Raw genomic sequence first — 19,477 nt, 5'->3', positions numbered from 1 at the left:
AAACTGGTCAAGAGACGGAAAAGGTGAGGCGGATATGGCGGGTACGGGGATGGTTCCCACCGATAAGGCGGCTTTTGCCCTGAATAGGGAGACGGGTGACCTGGCGGAGGGGGCGGCCAAGCTGGCGAGCGAGATCGGCGCCACCTCCGTCGAGGCGGTGCTGGCGCAGGCCAACAGGACCGGGCAACGCAAGGGCGCCGCGGCGGCCATGGGCTCGATGCGGCCCAGGCCCGCCGAGTGGTACGCCTTCGACGACAGGGACCAGGACACCGCCGACTGGTACCCGCAGGGCCTGACCGGCAGCGAGGACTCCGGCGACATCGGGATCCCCGCGTTCATGGTGAGCTGGTACTTCAAGCCGGAGGCGGGGGAGCGGGGCATCAGAGTCTCGTTCCTCAGCCCCAAGTCGCTGAAGTACCAGCACGCGCTGCTGGTGCAGGCCAAGCCGGACGGCTCGTACGGGCCGATCAACATCCACGCCGGCGGCATCGCCTGCTACGGCGACCTGCTCTACGTCGCCGACACCAGGCGCGGGCTGCGCGTCTTCGACCTGAACAACCTGCTCGACCTGCGCACCGCCCAGAAGGACCTGGGCGACGGCAAGCGCGTCGGCCGGCACGGCGGCAGGCTGCACGCCTTCGGCTACCGCTACATCATCCCGCAGACCGACGCCTGGACGGTGGCGCAGGAAGGGCCGCGGTTCTCGTTCGTGTCGATCGACCGCAGCGGCGACACGCCGCGCCTCATCACCGGGCAGTACGAGGAGACCAGCCCTGACGGGTGGGTGGGGCGCTGGAACCTCGACCTGGAGGGCGGGGAGCCCGTGGACGCGTTCGTCATGGGGCACCCCAAGATCCAGGGCGCGACGTCGTACCGCGGCGCCTGGTACCTGAGCCAGTCGGCCGGCGCGAGCGCCAACGGGAAGCTGCTGGTCCACCAGGGCGAGGAGCCGGAGGCCAGGCCGTTCCCGATCGGCCCCGAGGACCTGACCGTGCAGGACGGCAAACTGTGGAGCGTCACCGAGTTCAGGAACAAGCGGACGATCTTCAGTGTCAGCCTTTGAGATGTTCCTGCAGCACCTCACGGTAGCGGTGGTCGAAGGCGTCGTGGCGGGCCCGTAGCCCGGCGCCCGGCCAGTCGTCCGGCAGCAGCTCGTCAGGCAGCAGCGGGTCGGCCAGCAGGTGGCGCAGCACGGCGGCCAGCACCAGGAACCCCTCGGCCAGGCCCTCCGTCCGGTCGAGGGCCCGTTCCAGGCGGCGCGCCTCGGCCGCCCAGCCGTCCAGGTCCCACAGCAGCGGCGTGGGGTCGCCGTGCGGGCGGCCGTCGATCAGCGTGCACTGCGCCGTGACGATCTCCGGCCAGGCCCGCACCAGGTTCGCCGGGCGCAGCCAGGTGCCCTCGCGCAGCTCGGCCAGGCGCAGCGCGCTCATCGTGTGCCGGAACGCGGCCCGGTCGGCGGGCGCGCGCCGCTCGGCCGTCACCACGGCCACCTCCCACGTGCCGTCCCACGGCTTCGTGTGCGGGTGGAGGCTCTCGTCCTGCCTGGCCTGGCGCTCCACGAGCCGCTGCGACAGCGTGTACTGCCCGTCGGCCTGCAGCAGGTCGCCGGCCGCGACCATGCGCGACAGCGCCACCCTGACCGTGCCCTCCGCGATGCCGAACAACGCGCCGATGCGCACCAGGTGGCGGGCGGGCAGCCGGGGCGGGTGGCTGCCCAGCAGCGCGCTCAGCACCGCCGACCGCGCGCTCAGAGTCTTACCATTACGCTCTTCCATCGCGTGTCGATTATATGTAACACTCGCCGGTATGGGCCGGTATCTCATCGAACCGTTCGACCGCAGCGACCGCTACGCCACCGAGGCCTACCAGGGCGCGGCAGGGCGCAACTGGTGGCGCTGCGACCCCACGCTCCGCCTGCTCATGCGGCGGCACCTGGGTGACGGCTTCGCCTGGGCGCAGCCGCACCTCGACCGGCTGGGCGGGCTCATGGGCGGCCTCGTCGCCGAGTGCGCCGAGGAGACCGATCGCCACCCGCCACGGCTGGAGAAGTACGACAAGTGGGGCAGGGACGTCAGCCGGGTCGTCATGCCGCCGTCGTTCCACACCGCCCGCCAGGCGCTCATGGCCGACAACTTCACCTCCCCATCCTTCACCGGACAGGCCCGCGCGAACGGGGCAGACCCCGCCGCGCTGGGCGCCGCCTGGACGTACCTGCTCGACCAGGCCGACATCGGGATGGGCTGCGCGCTCGGCACAGGCGGCGACATGGTGGTCTCCCTCGCCGAGAAGCACGCGCCCGCGGACGTACGCGACCGGGTACGGGAGATCTTCGCCGACGGCTACTACTCGGGCGAGGCCGCGCAGCTCTTCACCGAGCGCACCGGCGGCTCCGACCTGGCGGCCCTGGAGACCGAGGCGGTGCCCGCCGGCGACGCGTGGCTGCTCACCGGGTACAAGTGGTTCGCCTCCAACGCCAACGGCTCCGCCTTCGTCGTGCTGGCCAGACTGCCGGAAGGGGCCGTGGCGCCGTTCCTGGTGCTGTGGGAGCGGCGCGACGGCAGCCGCAACGGGGTGCGCATCCGAAGGCTCAAGGACAAGCTCGGCACCAGGTCCGTCGCCTCCGCCGAGGTCGAGCTGACCGGCGCGGAGGCGTTCCTGCTGGCCGGGCAGGGCTCCGGCTCGGGCCTCGGCACCATGATGAAGCTCACCAACGCCTCCCGGCTCGGCGTCGCCATGATGGGCGTCGGCGTGGCCAGGCGCGCGCTCGTCGAAGCCCTCTGCTACGCCCGCGCCCGCGAGGCGTTCGGCCGGCCGCTCGCCGAACAGCCGCTCATGCGGCGCAAGCTCAGCGAGCTGATCGTCGAGGTCGAGGCCGCGCAGGCGATGGTGTTCGACGGGCACGTCGGGCCCCGGCTGCGCCTGGCGCCCGCCCTGATCAAGCTGCGCGCCGCCCGGCTCGGCGTCACCGCCGCCGGCGACGCCGTCGAGGTGCACGGCGGCAACGGCTACATCGAGCAGTGGCCGGTGGCCCGGCTGCTGCGCGACGCCCAGGTCAACCCGATCTGGGAGGGCGGCGACAACATCCTCTGCCTCGACGTGCGGCGCGCCATGCTCAAGGAACGCGCCCACCTGCCCTTCCTCGACCACCTGCGCGCCCTGGCCACCTCCGACCTGGTGCGGGCCCGCGTCGACGACCTCACCAAGGCGATCGAGGCGTGGTCCGCGCTGGAGCACACGGCGGCCGAGGCGCGGCTCTACCCGCTGGCCCAGTTCATGGCCGACGTCTACGCCGCCGCGCTGCTGGAGGACCAGGCCACGTGGGGGCTCGACGACGGCCGCAAGGCGCTCGTGGCCCGCCTGTACGCCGAGGCGCACCTGGTGGACCAGGGCCCGCTGCGCGGCATCGACCGCCCCGCCGACGACCCCTTCGACGAGCTGGCCGCGGGCGCCTTCAGCGGATCTGACGGGTGATCGACGGGTCCGTGATCCCGGTGTCGGCGGCCAGCAGGAACGCCTTCGACAGGATGAGCGACAACATGCCGCCGTCCTCCTCGAACGGCAGGAACACCTGGTCGCCGCCACCGCCCGGGACGATGCACAGGTAGGCGTCGTTGGGCTCCATCAGGATGTTGCCCGAGCCCAGATGGATCTTGTACGTCCGCAGTTCGCCCTTGACGTGCAGGAACCGGCCGTCCAGCGTGCACCGGCCGGCGATGGACAGGCGGGGCAGCAGCCGGGCCAGCGCGTCGCGGCGCACCTCGGCCGACTCGCTGAGGTCGCCGAAGCCGTAGGACTCCCAGTACTCGCCGTGCCCCTCCGGGTCCAGCCCGGTGGAGGTGACGCCGACGGCCAGGTCGGCGTCCCGCAGCACCTCCGACAACGTCAGCGCCGGCACCTCGGCCAGCGGGACACCGCGCCCCTCCGCCGTGAAACGCAGGTCACCGCTGACGCAGATGGAGGCGGTGCCGCCGCCGTCGCGGTCGAAGGAGTGCTCGTCGAGGTGGAAATCCCAGTGCGCGGTCAGGCCGCCGGGCAGCTCCTTGGCCGCCTCGGACTCGCCTGAGCCGTACAACCAGCCCCAGTGGCCCAGCGACATGCCGGTCCAGCCGCGCCCGGTCAGCAGCGCCTTGGCCTGGCCGTAGCGCAGCAGGTGGCGGGCGAAGCGGCGGGAGTGGTCGCGGGTCTGCTCCTCGGCCGGGGTGAGCAGGTAGACCTCGCGGAAGGCCTGCTTGAACGGCTGGCGCAGGTCGTTCGCGATGAGGTGGTCACGCCAGCCGCGCACCTCCTCGACGGTGTGCGCGATGGGGTGCCAGAGCAGGACGGGCGTGTCGGGGAACGGCTGGATGCGGCGGCCCGCCGGATCGGTCAGCGCCCACCCTTGGTCTCCCTTGACCGGCAGCCCGGCGGGGCCTTGGAGGATCTCCCAGATCAGGTCGCGGGCCAGCGAGCCGGTCACCGGGTGGTCGAGGAAGTGCTCGCACACGTCCCGCCACCGCCAGATCCGCTCGGTGGCCAGCGCCCGCTCGACCCGGAACCGCTCCGCCGGCACCGCCTTCCTCAGCTCCTTGGCGGTGGCCCTGAAGTCGGCCAGCAACTCCCGGTCCACCGTCTTGGGGATGGTCTTGCGGCCCTCGTAGCTGATCCGCCCGTCCAGCGACAGGCACAGCCCCTGCTCGGTACGGGTGCCGTCGGGGCCGAGCCCGAACGTGGGCACCGTGCGGTCCAGCAGTTGCTCGGGGGAGAGCCCGGCCTGCCCGGCCACCTCGTTCAGCGTGCGGTCCACCGCGGCCAGGATCGTCTTCTTGCGGACCTTCGCCTGCACGCGGGCGAGCTGCGCCACCACGTCGAGGCCGCCCCGCCTGGACAGGACCCCGATCGCGGCGTTGGCCAGCAGCTCGCTGCGGGCGTTGGCGCCCGAGCCGCCCATGCCCGTGCCCGTGGTGACGGCCACGTCGCCGAGCAACGGGATCACCCACGGCTCTTTGATCAGCTCGCAGGTCCAGATGAGGCCGCGTAACGTCGTGGCGGCGCGCTCCCGCACGAAGACGGACTCCGCCTGGTGCCGGTTCCTGATCGACGTCTCGCGATGGGCGGCGAGCTCTTCCAGCACCTCGTGGATCACCTCGACGGCCTGCCCGGTCAGCAGCTCCCTGGCCTCCCACAACCACCGCAGGCCGGGCCTGGAGTCGCGGGCGGTGGCCCAGTGCCGCAGCATCGGCAGCACCTCGGGGCTGCCCAGCCGGGGCCCGAGCCCGGGCAGCAGCCGGGCCGTGAACGGGCACTCCTCCCACAGCACGTTGGCGGCCGCCTCGGCCGGGTCGGCCGTCTCGGGCTCGGTCAGCAGCGCCGTCACCTGATCGCCGATGAGCTCCCACGTCGACACCCGGTACCGGCGTAACCAGGACAGATCGCGATGCAGCACCTGCCGTCGCTCCGGATAGGGCAGTGAGGCGACGGCGGCCAGTGGCAGGCGAAAGGCATCGGCGTCGGCAGCGCCCCACTGGGGTGCGGAATGGATCGCCAGCCGCCACAGGCCCATGACCGTGATCTTGTCCCACTCCTGCTCGTCCGAGACCGCCTGCTCCACCAGCGCCCGGCGCCGCTCATCAGCCGGATCCGCGCAGAACCTGACGTGCGCCCACGTCCCGAACTCCGCCCCGCCCTCGTCGATCAGCTCCTCACCGGCCTCGAAGGCCGCGTCGAGCCGCGCGAACTCCCGCTCGTCGTCCTCGCTGAGTTCAGCCCAAGCGTCCATCGGCCATCCCGTCCCGTTGTCGTGTCTGACGATGGCGCCTATCAATAGCAAGCGGGGACGACAGAACCCGGGCGCTGGCCCGTGCCGCGCCATCGACGTACGCTCTGCACGTTCCGCGGAGAACCCGAGGAGGGCCGCATGACCGTACGCGTGGAGCGTCAGGGCCAGGTCACCACCGTGGTGATCAGCAGGCCGGAGGCACGCAACGCCGTCGACCGCAAGACCGCCGACGCGCTGACGGAGGCGTTCCGTGACTTCGAGTGCTCCGACGCCGCCGTGGCGGTGCTGTGGGGCGAGGGCGGCACGTTCTGTGCCGGGGCCGACCTCAAGACGCTCGACAACCACGTCGGCGAGGAGGGCGACGGGCCGATGGGGCCGACCCGGCTGCGCCTGACCAAGCCCGTCATCGCCGCCGTCTCCGGGCACGCCGTCGCGGGCGGGCTGGAGCTGGCGCTCTGGTGCGACCTGCGGGTGGCCGAGGAGGACGCGGTGTTCGGGGTGTTCTGCCGGCGGTGGGGCGTGCCGCTCATCGACGGCGGCACCGTACGGCTGCCGCGCCTCATCGGCACGTCCAGGGCCATGGACATGATCCTCACGGGCCGGCCCGTCGAGGCGCCGGAGGCGTACGCGTGGGGGCTGGTCAACCGGCTCGTGCCCGGCGGCACAGCGAGGCGGCACGCGGAGGCGCTGGCGGGGGAGCTGGCGCGGTTCCCGCAGGAGTGCCTGCGCGGGGATCGCATGTCGGTGCTGGAGCAGGACGGCCTGGAGGAGGGTGAGGCGATGCGGAACGAGCTGCGCCACGGGCTCGTGTCGCTGCCGGACGCGTCGGAGGGGGCGGCCCGCTTCGCGGCGGGCGCCGGCCGCCACGGCTCGTTCGGCGACGGCTGATCAACGCTGCCCGGGGTTGTCGGTCGGCCCGCGTATCGTGACCTTCATGCCTGACATCGAGGTCGCCGGGCGCGAGGTCCGCATCACCAGCCCCGACAAGGTCGTCTTCCCGCAGACCGGTCACACCAAGCTCGACCTGATCCGGTTCTACCAGGCCGTCGGCGAGGCCGCGCTGCGCGGCGTGCACGGCCGGCCGATGGTGCTCAAGCGGTTCGTGCACGGCATCGAGCAGGAGGCGTTCTTCCAGAAGCGGGCCCCGGCCAAGCGGCCCGACTGGATCGAGGTGGCCGAGCTGAAGTACCGGTCGGGGCTGAGCGCCGAGGAGGTGGTCTGCACCGACCTGGCGCAGCTCCTGTGGGTGGTCAACCTCGGCTGCGTCGACCTCAACCCGCACCCGGTGCGCTCCGACGACCTGTCCAGGCCCGACGAGCTGCGCATCGACCTCGATCCCGTGCCCGGCGTCGAGTGGGCCGACGTGCTGCGTACGGCGGAGGTGGCCAGGCAGGTGCTGGCCGATCACGGGCTGGTGGCCTGGCCGAAGACGTCCGGCTCGCGCGGCTTCCACGTCTACGCCCGCATCGAGCGGCGCTGGCCGTTCGCGAAGGTGCGCAAGGCGGCCGAGACGGTGGCGCGCGAGGTGGAGCGGCGCGCCCCCGACCTGGCCACCAGCCGGTGGTGGAAGGAGGAGCGGCACGGCGTGTTCGTGGACTTCAACCAGAACGCCTACGACCGCACGGTGGCCTCCGCCTACTCCGTCCGCGCGGTGCCCGACGCCCGCGTGTCCACCCCGCTGACCTGGGACGAGGTGCCGGGCTGCCGCCCCGAGACGTTCACCATCGGCACCGTGGCGGAGCGGCTGGCCGAGCGCGGCGACCCGTGGGAGGACATGGACCTGCATCCCGGCTCGCTCGACGGGCTGCTGGAGCTGGCCGAGGAGCTGGGGCCGGCGCCGAAGCCGCCGAAGGGGAGCGGGCGCAGGCAGCAGACGATGCCGGTGATCGAGATCGCCAAGGCCGAGCACAAGGACGAGGCGATGGCGGGGTTCGAGCGGTGGAAGGCCCGCCATCCGGAGGTCGCCGCCCGGCTGGAGGCGGCCGATGTGCTGGTGGACGGCATGCGGGGGCGCAGCAGCGTGTGGTACCGCATCCGGGTGAACCTGCAGCACGTCCCGGAGGAGGAGCGGCCGGCCCAGGAGCCGCTGGAGGTCGACTACGACCCCTGGGGGCGCGGCGAACGTCCGTGACGTGACACCCATGCTGTGTAAAGCCTGTCGACAGGGGTCTCATCGGGGGCAAGGCCGGTCCATGGACTCAAGCTGTCGATAGGCGGGGCAACGTGGTAAGACCGCGGCATCCGATCAAAGAGCTGGAAGAAGGGCTGGAGCGTCAGCAAGGGTAAGAAGTACTACAGCATGAAATGCCCTTGCGGCTCGCATATGAAGACCGTGAAATGTACTCCGTCGGGCAACAACTACCGGCGGAACCTGCTCGCGCAACTGGGCAGAGCCACCTGCTGGAACGACGAGGAGACGCCATGAAGTACCTGACGATCCAGCAGATCCAGTACGGCGGCGATCTCGAGCGTTTCGACGAGCGCCTGGACGAGCTGATGACCGCCCTGCTCGACCTGGAGGACACGGATCCCGCGATTGAGGATCCCGATCTCGCCGCCACGCTGGCCACAGGAATCGTGGACGTCCAGATGGTCGCGGAGGCCGACGACCCGGCTGACGCGATGGTCAGAGCTCTGTGCTTCCTCCGTTCCGCCCTTCACACGATCGGCGATGCGACCCCAGGCTGGGAGACCCAGCGCGCGGTGATGCACGTCGCCCCCGCCGACGCCGCCGATCGCCTGACGACGAGCGTGTGAGGTAGCGAGCTGCGCGCCCCAACGTCCTGAGAGGGAGCGGCGCGCAGCCCAGCGTCACAGAGCGCGAGCGGCGAGCGGTTCAGCGTCCTGAGATCAGGTTCGCCAGCCGGGCGTAAGCCGACGTCGTGGCGATCCGCTCGTTCTCGTGCCGGTCGGCGGCCCGGAACAGCGCGTAGATGAGCTGCACCCCCGCCCACCGCAGCGGCTCGGGCTCCCACTGCCGCACCTGCCGCCCCACCCACGGCAGCCCGGTCAGCTCGGTCTCGCGCCGCAGCACCAGGTCGCGCAGGGTGCGGCCGGCCAGGTTGGTGGTGGTGACGCCGCTGCCGACGTAGCCGCCGGCCCAGCCGAGGCCACTGGCGTGGTCGAGGTGCACGGTGGAGCACCAGTCGCGCGGCACCGCCAGCACCCCGCACCACGCGTGCTGGACGCGGACGTCGGCGGCGGCGGGGAAGAGCTTGACGAGCATGCGCCACAGCAGGGCGACGGTCTGCGCCTGGGTGGCGCCGCGCCGGTCGGTGCGGGAGCCGAAGCGGTAGGGGACGCCGCGTCCGCCGATGGCGATGCGGTCGTCGGCGGTGCGCTGGATGTAGACGTAGGCGTGGGCCTCGTCCTCCAGCAGCTCGTTGCCCTGCCAGCCGATGTGCTTCCACACGTCGGCGGGCAGCGGCTCGGTCACGATCATGGAGCTGTTCATGGGCAGCCACTGCCGGTGCTGGCCGGCGAGGCTGGCGGTGAAGCCCTCGGTGGCGCGGATGACGTAGTCGGCGGTGACGACGCCGCGCGTGGTGACCGCCGACGCCTTGCCCTGCTGCCTGGGCCGGATCTCGGTCACGGTGGTGTTCTCGAAGATGTCCACGCCGAGCCGTTCCACGGCGGCGGCCAGCCCGACGGCCAGTTTGGCGGGCTGGATGCGGGCGCAGTGCGGCGAGTAGGACGCCTCCAGGGCCCCGGCGACCTGTACGCGTTCGCGCTGCTCGTCGCGGCCGAGCAGCCGCACGTCGTCCTCGCCGTAGCCCCAGGCGCGCAGGTCGGCGACGCCGTCGCGCAGGCGGCGGCGCTGGGCCGGGTTGGTGGCGACGTGGATGAGCCCGCCCTTGTGCACGTCGGCGTCGATGCCTTCGGCCCGGGTGACCTCGATGACCTCGTCCACGGATCGGAACATCGCCCGCTGCAGGTCGATCATGGCCTGCCGGCCGCGCGCCTTGGCGTGCCGCTTGCGTGACCCGGCGAACTCGGCCGAGAGCCACCCGCCGTTGCGTCCCGACGCGCCGAACCCGGCGAACTCCTTCTCCAGGATCGCGATCCGCAGGCCGGGGTCGGCCTGCTTGAGGTAGTACGCGGTCCACAGGCCGGTGTAGCCGCCGCCGACGATGGCGACGTCGTACTCGCGCGGCCCTGGCAGCGCGGGCCGCCGCAAGGGCAGGCCGATCTGCCGGTACCAGAAGGAGACCCCGCCGTTGGCGAAGTCCTCGGTCAGCGGGATGCCTTTCATCACCGGACACATCTTCTAATAACAGACAGAAAGCGACAAGGCGGCGAAGTGTAATAAAACTGGGCGTACGGCTAGCTTCGTGTCGGGCGCTCGTACCCTTCGTCGCCCCCGTATACGCGCAGGTCAGGGTCCTGCTCCGGCTGCGTGGCCGGGCTCGTCGGGGAGGCGGTGTGCTCGGAGGCGAAGTCGTCCGACAGGACGGGCGCCGGTGGCACGAGGTAGTCGTGCCAGGTGATCTCGCCCCTCGGGGCCGCGTCCGTGGTGAGGAGGCCCGCGCGCTGCGCCGCGTACAGGCGGCCCGGATAGCGCAAGGACAGGCAGGGCCGGCGCAGGCCGCGGGCCCGCAGCCAGGTTCTGACCAGGTCGTCGGTGTCGAGGACCTGCGGCCCGCCGTACTCGATCTCCCGGTTCGCGGGGCCCGCGCTGAGCAGGGCCGCCGCGCGGGTGGCCACCTCGCCCGTGTGCACCGGCTGCCACGGCAGCGACCGGTCCACGGCCAGCGCGGGCAGCGACGCGTAGTCGCTCAGCCGCCCGTGCAGCCACTGGTGGAACGGGGTGGCGCGCAGGATCGTCCAGCCGAGCCCGCTCTCCGCGACCATCCGCTCGGCCTGCAGCTTGTGACGCAGATGCCCGTAGGCGGCGCGGTCGGCGCCCACCATCGAGGTGAACAGCACGTGCGGCACGCCCGCCGCGCGCGCCAGGATCAGCAGCGTCCTGGTCCCCGGGACGTCCACCGCGCCGCGCCCCTTGCGGCCGCTGGTGGCCAGGTGCGCGATCGCGTCCACCCCGTCGAGCGCCTCCCTGACACCGTTGCCGGAGATGAGGTCGCCCCACACCCACTCCACGTTGCCGCGGTCGTCCCGCTTGGCGCGGCTCAGCGCCCGCACCTCGTGACCCGCCTTGAGCAGCGCGGGCACCAGTGCCCCGCCCAACGTGCCGGTGGCTCCCGTGACCAGAATGCGCATGCGGGGTCCCCTACCCGCCACATTCGAGAAATGTCAATGAATTCCGCTCCCGCGTCTGCGTACGGCAGAGCGGGGTAGGGCCGCACACATGGCTCGAATCGCATCCGAATCCCTGATCGAACGGCTCGCGGCATGGGGCGTGGACACCGTCTTCGGCCTGCCGGGCGACGGCATCAACGGCATCATGGAAGGGCTGCGGCGCCATCGCGACCGGGTGCGCTTCGTCCTCGTCCACCACGAGGAGGCCGCCGCGTTCATGGCCACCGGGTACGCCAAGGCCACCGGGCGCATCGGCGTGTGCCTGGCCACCTCGGGGCCCGGCGGCATCCACCTGCTGAACGGCCTGTACGACGCCAAGCTCGACCACGTGCCCGTGCTGGCCATCACCGGCATGCAGGAGACCTCCGTGCTGGGCACCGGCTACCAGCAGGAGGTCCACCTGGACAAGCTGTTCGCCGACGTGGCCGAGTACAACATGATGGTCACGAACCCGGCGCAGCTTCCCTCGCTGGTGGACCTGGCGATCCGCACGTCCTACGCGCGGCGTGGCGTCTCCCATCTCACGCTGCCCAACGACATCCAGGTGGCGGAGGCGGGCGCGGACCCGTACAAGAGCGTGGCCCCCGTGCGCGCCCCGCAGACGGCGCCCGTCTACCTGCAGCCGTCCGGCACGCCCCGGCAGGAGGACGTCGAGTGGGCGGCCGAGGTGCTCAACCGGGCCGAGCGGCCCGCCATGCTGGTCGGGCAGGGCGCGCTGCACGCCAGGGAAGAGGTGCTGGCCGTGGCGCGGGCGCTCGGGGCGCCCGTGGTCAAGACGCTGCCCGGCAAGGCGGTCGTCCCCGACGACTCGCCGTACACGACGGGCGGGCTCGGGCTGCTCGGCACGCGGCCGAGCGAGGAGCTGATGGACGAGGCGGACGTGCTGTTCATGGTGGGCACGAACTTCCCCTACTCCAAGTTCCTGCCGGAGGTGCGGGACACGCGGGTCGTGCAGTTCGAGGCGGACCCGACGCGGGCGGGCGCGCGGATCGCGACGGACGTGCCGGTCGTGTGCGACGCCAAGGAGGGGCTGCGGACGCTGCTGCCGCTGCTGCACCCCCGGGAGGACAACAGTCATCTGACGAAATATCAGAAGATGATGGCCAAGTGGCGCTCCGACATGGAGTCCCTGGAGAACCCGGAGCGGGACCCCATCGCCCCGCAGTACGTCATGTCCATCCTGGACGAGCTGGCCACCGACGACGCCATCATGACCTGCGACAGCGGCACCATCGCCACCTGGGCCGCCCGGCACTGGACGATCCGCGGCGGGCGCGAGTTCTACCTCTCCGGCACGCTGGCCACGATGGCGCCCGGCCTGCCGTACGCCATCGCCATGCAGCACGCCTTCCCCGGGCGGCAGGTCATCGCCTACGTCGGCGACGGCGGCTTCTCCATGCTGATGGCCGAGTTCCTCACCGCGGTGCAGCACCGGCTGCCGGTCAAGGTGGTCATCAACAACAACAACTCGCTCGGGCAGATCCTGTGGGAGCAGATGGTGCTCGGCTACCCGGAGCACGGCGTCCGGTACGCCCAGCCCGAAGCGGACTTCTCGGCCTGGGCGCGGTCGTGCGGCGGGTTCGGGGCCAAGGTGACCAAGTCGGAGGACGTGGCGCACGCGATCGGGCAGGCTCTCGCCCACGACGGGCCCGCCCTGGTGGACGTGGACGTCAACCCGAACGAGCCGCCCATGCCGGGGAAGGTCTCCTACGACCAGGCCAAGAGCTTCGCCCAGGCGTTCCTCAAGGGTCAGCCGCACAAGGCGGCCATCGCGACGACGCTCTTCAAGGACCGCATCCAGAAACTGGGGGACTAGCCACTGTAGGAGGTGGCGATGCCTCTGGCGGCGGCGCGCAGCGGCTCCACCAGGCGGGGCAGCTCGCGGGCGCGCCGCGAGGACAGCACGATGCCCAGGGCCGCCACCGGCCGCCCGTCCACCAGGACCGGCGTGGCGGCCGAGCACGAGCCGGGCGTCATCTCCTCGTACGTCAGCGCGTACCCCTGCGCCCGCACCGCCGCCAGCTCCCTGGCCAGCCGGCCCGGCTCGACGATGGTGTGCGTGGTGGGCCGTTCGAGCTTGCGCGCCAGGTAGGACTTGACGAACCAGTCCGGCTCGTACGCCAGCAGCGCCTTGCCCACGCCCGTCGGATGCATCGGCAGCCGCCCGCCGATCCTGGACACGATGGGCACGGCCCGCCTGCCGTACACCTTGTCCACGTACAGCACCTCAAGGCCGTCCCTGACCGCGAGATGCACGTTCTCACCCGTGGACCCGAAAAGCTCCTGCAGCCACGGATGCGCCAGCTCCTGCAGCCGGTTCGGCGCGAGCTGGCCCAGCTCCCACAGCCGCGGCCCCACCCGCAGCCGCCCGTCGGGGGAGCGGCTGAGCGCCTGCCACTCCTCCAGCTCGCCGACCAGCCGGTGCGCCGTGCTCAGCGGCACGCCGCTGCGCGCCGCCAGCTCGGTGAGCGTGAGCTGCGGGCGCGCCGCGTCGAACGCGCCGAGGATGGCCAGCACCTTGGACGTCACCGAGCGCCCCGGCTCGCGAGCTCCACCGGACATGTCGCCATCCTGTAGTGATTTTCCACTCAGCGGAAGGGGCCTCTCGGCTAAAACCTGGTCAAGGCTGGATGCTTCCTTCATGCGAACTCAGGTCGGGATCATCGGGGCGGGCCCCGCTGGTCTGCTTCTGTCACACCTGCTCCACCTGCGCGGCATCTCCTCGGTGGTACTGGAGAAGCGCAGCCGGGACTACGTCGAGCGCCGCGTCCGCGCCGGAGTGCTGGAGCAGGGCACGGTGGACACGCTGGTCGAGGCGGGCGTGGGCGAGCGCATGCTGCGCGAGGGGCTGCCGCACCACGGCATCGAGCTCAGGTACGGCGGCGCGGGGCACCGCATCCCGTTCGAGAAGCTGGTGCCGGGCCGGGCGATCACCGTGTACGGGCAGCAGGAAGTGGTCAAGGACCTGATCGCGGCCAGGCTGGCGGCGGGTGCCGACATCCGCTTCGAGGTCGAGGACGTTGAGCTGCACGACCTGGAGTCGCAGCCGTACGTCACGTTCGGCGGCGAGCGGCTCGACTGCGACGTCATCGCGGGCTGCGACGGCTTCCACGGGGTGTCCAGACCGGCCATCCCCGAGGGCGTTCTGAGCGTCTTCGAGCGGGATTATCCGTTCGCCTGGCTCGGCATCCTCGCGCGCGTGGCCCCGTCCTCGGAAGAGCTGATCTACGCCAGGACCGAGCGCGGCTTCGCCCTGCACAGCATGCGCTCACCCACCGTCAGCCGCTTCTACCTGCAAGTTCCCGCCGACGCCCGGCTGGAGGACTGGCCGGACGAGCGCATCTGGGCGGAGCTGCGCACCCGGCTGGAGACCGTGCCCGGCTTCACGCTCTCCACCGGAGAGATCACGGAGCGGGGCATCACGCCGATGCGCGGCTTCGTGGCCGAGCCCATGCAGTACGGGCGGCTCTACCTGGCGGGGGACGCCGCCCACATCGTCCCGCCCACCGGGGCCAAGGGGCTCAACCTGGCCGTCGCCGACGTGCGCGTGCTGACCGAGGCGCTGGCCGCGTACTTCGAGAACGGCTCGACCGAGCTGCTCGACGGGTACTCGGACGCGTGCCTGAAGCGGGTGTGGCGGGCGCAGCACTTCTCGTGGTGGATGACGACGCTGCTGCACACGTTCGAGGAGGACGACCCGTACGCGCGGCGGCTGCAACTGTCGTACCTCGACTACGTGACCTCGTCGGAGGCGGCGGCCACGACGCTGGCGGAGAACTACGTCGGGCTGCCGTTCGACGTGGGCCGTTGACCTTGGGACATGCTTTAACCTTGGCGCGTGGTCTTCGAGGAGGGATGGGCGGCTTCGCCCCTGCGCTGGCTCATGCACGCCCTGGGCGACGCCCAGCTCGCCAGGATGGACGGTGACCCGGGGCTGGTGGCCGCGGTCGATCAGCACGCGGCGGTGCTGCGTGACGCCATCCCGCTCGACCGGGAGACGCTGGGCGACTACCTGCTCGGGTTCCTCGACGAGCTGCGGTACCGGGGGTGGGCGTTCACCGATGAGGTTGACTCGGCGTCGCTGCGGCTGACGGCGGTGTGCTGGCTCACCCGCGAGCTCGACCTCCTCGCCGACGGCCACCCGGCCTGACCCCACCACCGTCCCGCCTCGCCTGGCCTTACGCGCGACGGGCGGCGCCCGCACTCAGCCCGGACGAACGCCCAGGCGCGGGTGTCGCGCCTGGGCCGCCCGAGGTCCCAAGGCCTCAGCCCGGAGGCATGTCGGAGCGGTGCGCCCCGCCGGCCGTCGGCGACGTCCGGATGGGCGCCGTCTCGTCCGTCATGGCGCGGGCGTCCTCACGCCCCCGCTGGTACGCCTCCGCGTGCGCCCTGGCCTGCGGAGCCTCCTGCTCGATCCGCCCCAGCCAGCGCTCCCACCGCTGCTGCATGGGCCGCACGAGCCCGCCTCCGATGCCGATCGCCGCGATGGCCCCGATGGTGGCGAGCACCGTGATCAGCACCGGCGTCGTCACGGTCGTGGCCACGCCGATCTGGTTGAGCGCCGCGATGATGCCCAGCGCCCAGATGAACACCGCCGCGGCGGTCGCCACCCAGTGGCCGTACGACAGTCCGCCGAGCATCCCGGCCACGATGTCCTTGACGGCCTTGGCCACCGCCCCGGCCACCACGATGATCACGATGGCCACGAGGGCCTTGGGCAGCCAGCCGACCACGCCTGCCAGGAGCGCCGAGACCGGGTTGGGCCCGAAGACGTTGAACGCTATCTGCAGGGTGACCAGCAGGATCGCATAGAAAACGATCTTTGCGAGCAGGCTGCTCGCGTCGTACTTGCTCCGCTCCAGCCAGCGGCGCACGCCGCTGCGCTCCACCGCGCGGTCGAAGCCGACCCGTTCGAGCACCTTGTCGACGATCTTCTCCAGTGCCTTGGCCACGATCCACCCGATGAGCAGGATCACCAGGAACGCGATCAGCTTCGGGACGAACGTCGCTATTTGCCGCCAGGCGTCTGAGAGGCCCTGGCCGATGTTGATATCCACGGTTTCCTCCTCCGAGGAGCCAATGCCTCGGCGCTACCCGCTCCGAAACGGTCTATACACGCTCCGAAACCAAAACTTCGCACAAGGCGACATATCGCCCACTGCAACGGATGTGCAACGCCGGCTGGCAACATCCGGAAACGACCGGCCCGCTGGAGAAGGGCCGGAGCGCAGAAGGGAAGAAGACATGGCCCCAATGACCGCTGAACTGGCCGAGCGGATCGTGGCAGGCTGGCGCGGAGACACCCGTCCCGTCGAGGGCTGGGACAGCCCCGCGGGGCCGCTCTTCGCCGGCGGCGACTACGCCGAGTCCGACATCACGATGGAGGCGATCCTCGGCTCCACCGAGGCCGGGGCGCAGCCCGCCGCGGTCACCGTCTGCGGCACCGTGTGCACGGACTCCCGCCCGCGGGTCTGCTGCTGATCCGACATGCACAAGGACGCGATAAGCGCCGCCGTGCTGGGCTGCCTGCTCGAGCCGGCTCTGGCCGGGCTCGCGGCCCAGCTCGGCCGGATCGGCGGCCTGTCGGAGGCGGAACGCGAGATCGTCCGGGCCGCCGCCGAGACGTCCGCGCTGGAGACGGTGCGGCTCAAGACCAACCGGGTCCTGCTCCTGGAGCTCAACGCCGCCAGGATCACCGGCAGGCTCACCGGGCAGGACCCGCGGGCCCGCTGGCGCGAGTGGGAGGAGCGGGCGTCGAAGCGGGCGTACTGGGAGTCGCTCGCCGAGCACTACCCGACGCTGCTGCCGCGCCTGGAACGGTTGATCGCGGGCAGGTGCGCGGCGGCCCTGACCCTGGCCACCCGCTTCGCCGCCGACCGCCCCGCCCTCGCCCCGCTCACCCACGGCGCCCCCGGCTCCGCCCCGATCACCCACGGCGGTCCGACGGAGGAGCTGATCGCGCTCTCGTTCGGCGCCGGTGACAGCCACCGCGGCGGTCAGACCGTCGCCATGCTGGCCTGCACCTCAGGCGTCCTCGTCTACAAGCCGCGCTCCGTGGCCGTGGACATCGCCCTCGCCCGCCTGCTCGCGTCCGTCCTGAAGGACGAGCCCGCCAGGATCACCGTCCCCGACGTCGTGTCCCGCGACGGCTACGGCTGGGCCAGGCACGTCCAGCACCGCCACTGCGACGGCGAGCGGGAACTGCGCGTCTTCTACCGCAACCTCGGCCACTGGCTGGCCGTCATGCGCCTGCTCGGCGGCAGCGACCTGCACGCCGAGAACCTCGTCGCCGCCGGCCCCGTGCCCACCGTGGTCGACTGCGAGACCCTGTTCACCCCGCGCCCCCCGTTCGAGCCCACCGGATACGGCCTCGCGCTCGACCGGGCCGCGCTGCTGGTCGGCGGGTCCGTGCTGGGCACGGGCCTGCTGCCGGGACGCGGTCTCGCGCTCGGCTGGCGCGGCGTCGACACGTCGGCCATCGGCTCGCTGCCCGGCCAGCAACCCGCTCCCAAGGTGCCCGTCATCGTGGACGCCGGCACCGACGCGGCCAGGATCGAGCACGCCGAGGTGCCGATCCCGGCCGCGGTCAACCATCCCAGCCCCGAACCGGTGCTCGGCGCGTACTGGGACGAGGTCGTCGCCGGGTTCGGCGGGCTGTCGGAGCGGCTGCGGCGGATGGACCGGGCGGGGGAGCTGGAGCCGCTGCTGGCGGAGTTCGCTGACCTGCCGATCCGCGTCGTGCCGCGCTCCACCGAGACGTACGCGGAGCTGGGCCGCATGCTCTGGCATCCGCGCGCGCTGCACGACGAACCCGCCGCCCGCCGCCGCGCCGCCTCCCTGCTCGCCCGGCAGGCGGCCAACCTGCCCGGCCGCCCGGACGACCCGGCCGTCATCGCGGCCGAGGTCGAGGAGCTGCTGGACGGGGACGTGCCGTTCTTCGCCACCACGCCGCGCAAGGGCCGCCTCACCGGGCCACGCGGCACCACCTGGGGTCCCCAGCAGGACCTCGTCGAGGCGGCCCTGCACCGGTGGCGCACCGCCGACCTGGCGCTGGACCGGCAGGTGATCCAGTGCGCGCTGGTCAGCGCGTACCTCAACGAGGGCTGGCTGCCCGACGAGCGCCGCCTGCTGCCGTCCGAACCGCTCGGACACGACCTGGACGGCCGCCGACGGCGGCTCGCGTCCGGCATCATGCGCAGACTGGCCGCCTCAGCGGTACGGGCGGAGGACGGCACCGCCACCTGGATCGCCCCCGTACTCAACCGGACCGGCTGGGCGGTGCTGCCGCTCGGCCTCGACCTGTACGGCGGGATCAGCGGCGTGGCGGTCCTCCTGGCCGCCTACCAGCACGAGACCGAACGCGGCAGGGCCGAACCTGTGCCGGGGCTCCGGTCCCTGCTGGCGGACGTGTTGCGGACGATGCGCAGGGTGGAGGACCGGGCGGCCGAGCAGGCGGCGAAGCGCACGGGCGCGCGGCGGCCCGATCCAGTGGGTGGCTACTTGGGGCTGGGGTCGCGGATCTGGGGGTGGTTGCTGCTGCACAGGCTCGGGGCCGTCGGCCGGCACGAGGCGTGCGCTCGCGCGGCGAGCCTCGTCCCGGAGATCGCCGCCGCCCTGACGACCTCCTCCCCGACCTCCTCCCCGACCTCCTCCCTGACCGACTCCCCGGCCGACTCCCCGGCGGACGACGACCTGCGGCTCGACCTGGTCGCCGGGACGGCCGGAGCGGTGGTCCCGCTGCTCCGGCTGGCCGAGCACCACGACGGGCCCGAGGCGGCCGAACTGGCCGTCGCCATCGGCCGCCACCTGGTCGCCCGCGCACGAACCGGCGACGGCACCGCCTGGTGGGCGAACCCCGGCTTCCCGGACGGCCTCGGCGGCCTGGCACACGGCGTCACCGGCATCGGCTGGGCGCTGTCCCGCCTCGCCCAGGCCACCGGCGACCCCACGTTCGCCGCCACGGCCGAGGCCGCCTTCACCCACGAGGAGACTTTGTACGCGCCTGACAAGGAGGGCTGGCTCGACATCCGCCAGGACGACGACACCGCGGCGGCCTGGTGCCACGGCGCCGCCGGCATCGGCATCGCCGCGACCGACCTCCTCGACACGGACCCGCGCTGGGCCGACGTCGTGCGGCGCGCGGCCCGCTCCTGCTGGTCGGACGGCCTGGGCTGGAACCACACGCTCTGCCACGGCGACCTCGGCGCCTGGGAGCTCCTCGGCCACGCGATCACCCGCGGCCTGTCCGAACCCGGCCTCGATCGGGGCCGCCTCGACGCGCACGTCCTGTCCAGCCTGGAGGAGTACGGGCCGATCAGCGGCTTCGCCAGGGACGCCTTCCCGCCCACCCTCCTACCAGGGCTCGGCGGCGTGGCCTACCAGCTTCTGCGCATGCACCCGGACAGCACCCTCCCGTCCGTCCTGCTCCCGGACCCTGGCCCGCACACCCGCCGCTAGTGTGATCAT

The 19,477-nt window shown here is 72.1% G+C and carries 16 protein-coding genes; 10 read left to right on the top strand and 6 right to left on the bottom strand.

Features of this window, described 5'->3' with window-relative positions; genetic code table 11:
* Positions 1–49 precede the first annotated feature (49 nt).
* On the top strand, positions 50–1,063 hold the full coding sequence (locus FXF51_RS09380; RefSeq protein WP_148433893.1) for a hypothetical protein: 1,014 nt from the start codon (positions 50–52) through the stop codon (positions 1,061–1,063).
* Here FXF51_RS09380 and FXF51_RS09375 read toward each other — a convergent pair.
* Positions 1,053–1,775: a PaaX family transcriptional regulator C-terminal domain-containing protein gene (locus tag FXF51_RS09375; RefSeq protein WP_148433892.1), complete on the bottom strand. Its 723-nt coding sequence runs from the start codon at positions 1,773–1,775 to the stop codon at positions 1,053–1,055. The genes FXF51_RS09380 and FXF51_RS09375 overlap by 11 nt on opposite strands.
* A gap of 31 nt (positions 1,776–1,806) precedes the next feature.
* On the opposite strand from FXF51_RS09375, the gene FXF51_RS09370 reads away from it, so the two are divergent.
* A complete protein-coding gene (locus FXF51_RS09370) occupies positions 1,807–3,471 on the top strand; it encodes an acyl-CoA dehydrogenase family protein (protein ID WP_148433891.1) in 1,665 nt (554 codons plus the stop codon).
* Here the strand turns inward: FXF51_RS09370 and FXF51_RS09365 are convergent.
* Positions 3,452–5,755, bottom strand: a complete 2,304-nt coding sequence (locus FXF51_RS09365) for a DUF4132 domain-containing protein (RefSeq protein ID WP_187414275.1) — start codon at positions 5,753–5,755, stop codon at positions 3,452–3,454. The two genes, FXF51_RS09370 and FXF51_RS09365, sit on opposite strands and share 20 nt — an antisense overlap.
* Before the next feature lie 138 nt (positions 5,756–5,893).
* On the opposite strand from FXF51_RS09365, the gene FXF51_RS09360 reads away from it, so the two are divergent.
* The 3 genes from FXF51_RS09360 (at position 5,894) to FXF51_RS09350 (ending at position 8,512) form a co-directional block, all read left to right on the top strand.
* A complete protein-coding gene (locus tag FXF51_RS09360; RefSeq protein ID WP_148433889.1) occupies positions 5,894–6,643 on the top strand; it encodes a crotonase/enoyl-CoA hydratase family protein in 750 nt (249 codons plus the stop codon).
* Between the two features lie 46 nt (positions 6,644–6,689).
* Positions 6,690–7,886 (top strand): non-homologous end-joining DNA ligase, encoded by a 1,197-nt coding sequence (gene ligD, locus FXF51_RS09355; protein WP_148433888.1) that lies wholly within the window; start codon positions 6,690–6,692, stop codon positions 7,884–7,886.
* 290 nt (positions 7,887–8,176) lie between these two features.
* Entirely contained in the window at positions 8,177–8,512 is a 336-nt protein-coding gene (locus tag FXF51_RS09350; protein WP_148433887.1) for a hypothetical protein, read from the top strand.
* A gap of 79 nt (positions 8,513–8,591) precedes the next feature.
* Here FXF51_RS09350 and FXF51_RS09345 read toward each other — a convergent pair whose 3' ends face one another.
* Positions 8,592–10,007: an NAD(P)/FAD-dependent oxidoreductase gene (locus FXF51_RS09345; RefSeq protein WP_148434129.1), complete on the bottom strand. Its 1,416-nt coding sequence runs from the start codon at positions 10,005–10,007 to the stop codon at positions 8,592–8,594.
* Between the two features lie 71 nt (positions 10,008–10,078).
* Complete coding sequence (locus FXF51_RS09340; RefSeq protein WP_148433886.1) at positions 10,079–10,972, bottom strand: SDR family oxidoreductase; 894 nt, start codon at positions 10,970–10,972, stop codon at positions 10,079–10,081.
* A gap of 88 nt (positions 10,973–11,060) precedes the next feature.
* On the opposite strand from FXF51_RS09340, the gene FXF51_RS09335 reads away from it, so the two are divergent.
* Positions 11,061–12,827, top strand: coding sequence for a thiamine pyrophosphate-dependent enzyme (locus FXF51_RS09335; RefSeq protein ID WP_148433885.1), 1,767 nt, complete (start codon positions 11,061–11,063; stop codon positions 12,825–12,827).
* Here the strand turns inward: FXF51_RS09335 and FXF51_RS09330 are convergent.
* Positions 12,824–13,573, bottom strand: a complete 750-nt coding sequence (locus FXF51_RS09330; protein WP_148433884.1) for an IclR family transcriptional regulator — start codon at positions 13,571–13,573, stop codon at positions 12,824–12,826. The genes FXF51_RS09335 and FXF51_RS09330 overlap by 4 nt on opposite strands.
* A 79-nt stretch (positions 13,574–13,652) precedes the next feature.
* On the opposite strand from FXF51_RS09330, the gene pobA reads away from it, so the two are divergent.
* Together pobA and FXF51_RS09320 are read left to right on the top strand one after the other, a co-directional pair.
* Positions 13,653–14,822 carry a 4-hydroxybenzoate 3-monooxygenase gene (pobA, locus tag FXF51_RS09325; protein ID WP_148433883.1) on the top strand — a complete coding sequence of 390 codons (1,170 nt, stop codon included), beginning with the start codon at positions 13,653–13,655 and terminating at the stop codon, positions 14,820–14,822.
* A gap of 27 nt (positions 14,823–14,849) precedes the next feature.
* Positions 14,850–15,161, top strand: coding sequence for a DUF6401 family natural product biosynthesis protein (locus FXF51_RS09320; RefSeq protein WP_262379376.1), 312 nt, complete (start codon positions 14,850–14,852; stop codon positions 15,159–15,161).
* Between the two features lie 115 nt (positions 15,162–15,276).
* Here the strand turns inward: FXF51_RS09320 and FXF51_RS09315 are convergent, their stop codons facing one another.
* Positions 15,277–16,062 (bottom strand): mechanosensitive ion channel family protein, encoded by a 786-nt coding sequence (locus FXF51_RS09315; RefSeq protein ID WP_187414299.1) that lies wholly within the window; start codon positions 16,060–16,062, stop codon positions 15,277–15,279.
* 202 nt (positions 16,063–16,264) lie between these two features.
* On the opposite strand from FXF51_RS09315, the gene FXF51_RS09310 reads away from it, so the two are divergent.
* Both FXF51_RS09310 and FXF51_RS09305 read left to right on the top strand, forming a co-directional pair.
* Positions 16,265–16,492 carry a DUF6229 family protein gene (locus FXF51_RS09310; RefSeq protein ID WP_222871210.1) on the top strand — a complete coding sequence of 76 codons (228 nt, stop codon included), beginning with the start codon at positions 16,265–16,267 and terminating at the stop codon, positions 16,490–16,492.
* Between the two features lie 6 nt (positions 16,493–16,498).
* Positions 16,499–19,468 carry a type 2 lanthipeptide synthetase LanM family protein gene (locus tag FXF51_RS09305; RefSeq protein ID WP_148433880.1) on the top strand — a complete coding sequence of 990 codons (2,970 nt, stop codon included), beginning with the start codon at positions 16,499–16,501 and terminating at the stop codon, positions 19,466–19,468.
* Positions 19,469–19,477: the final 9 nt, after the last annotated feature.

It is taken from the genome of Nonomuraea sp. PA05, from assembly GCF_008086045.1.
Taxonomy (GTDB): domain Bacteria; phylum Actinomycetota; class Actinomycetes; order Streptosporangiales; family Streptosporangiaceae; genus Nonomuraea; species Nonomuraea monospora.
This window is presented reverse-complemented; position numbering and strand designations above follow the sequence as displayed.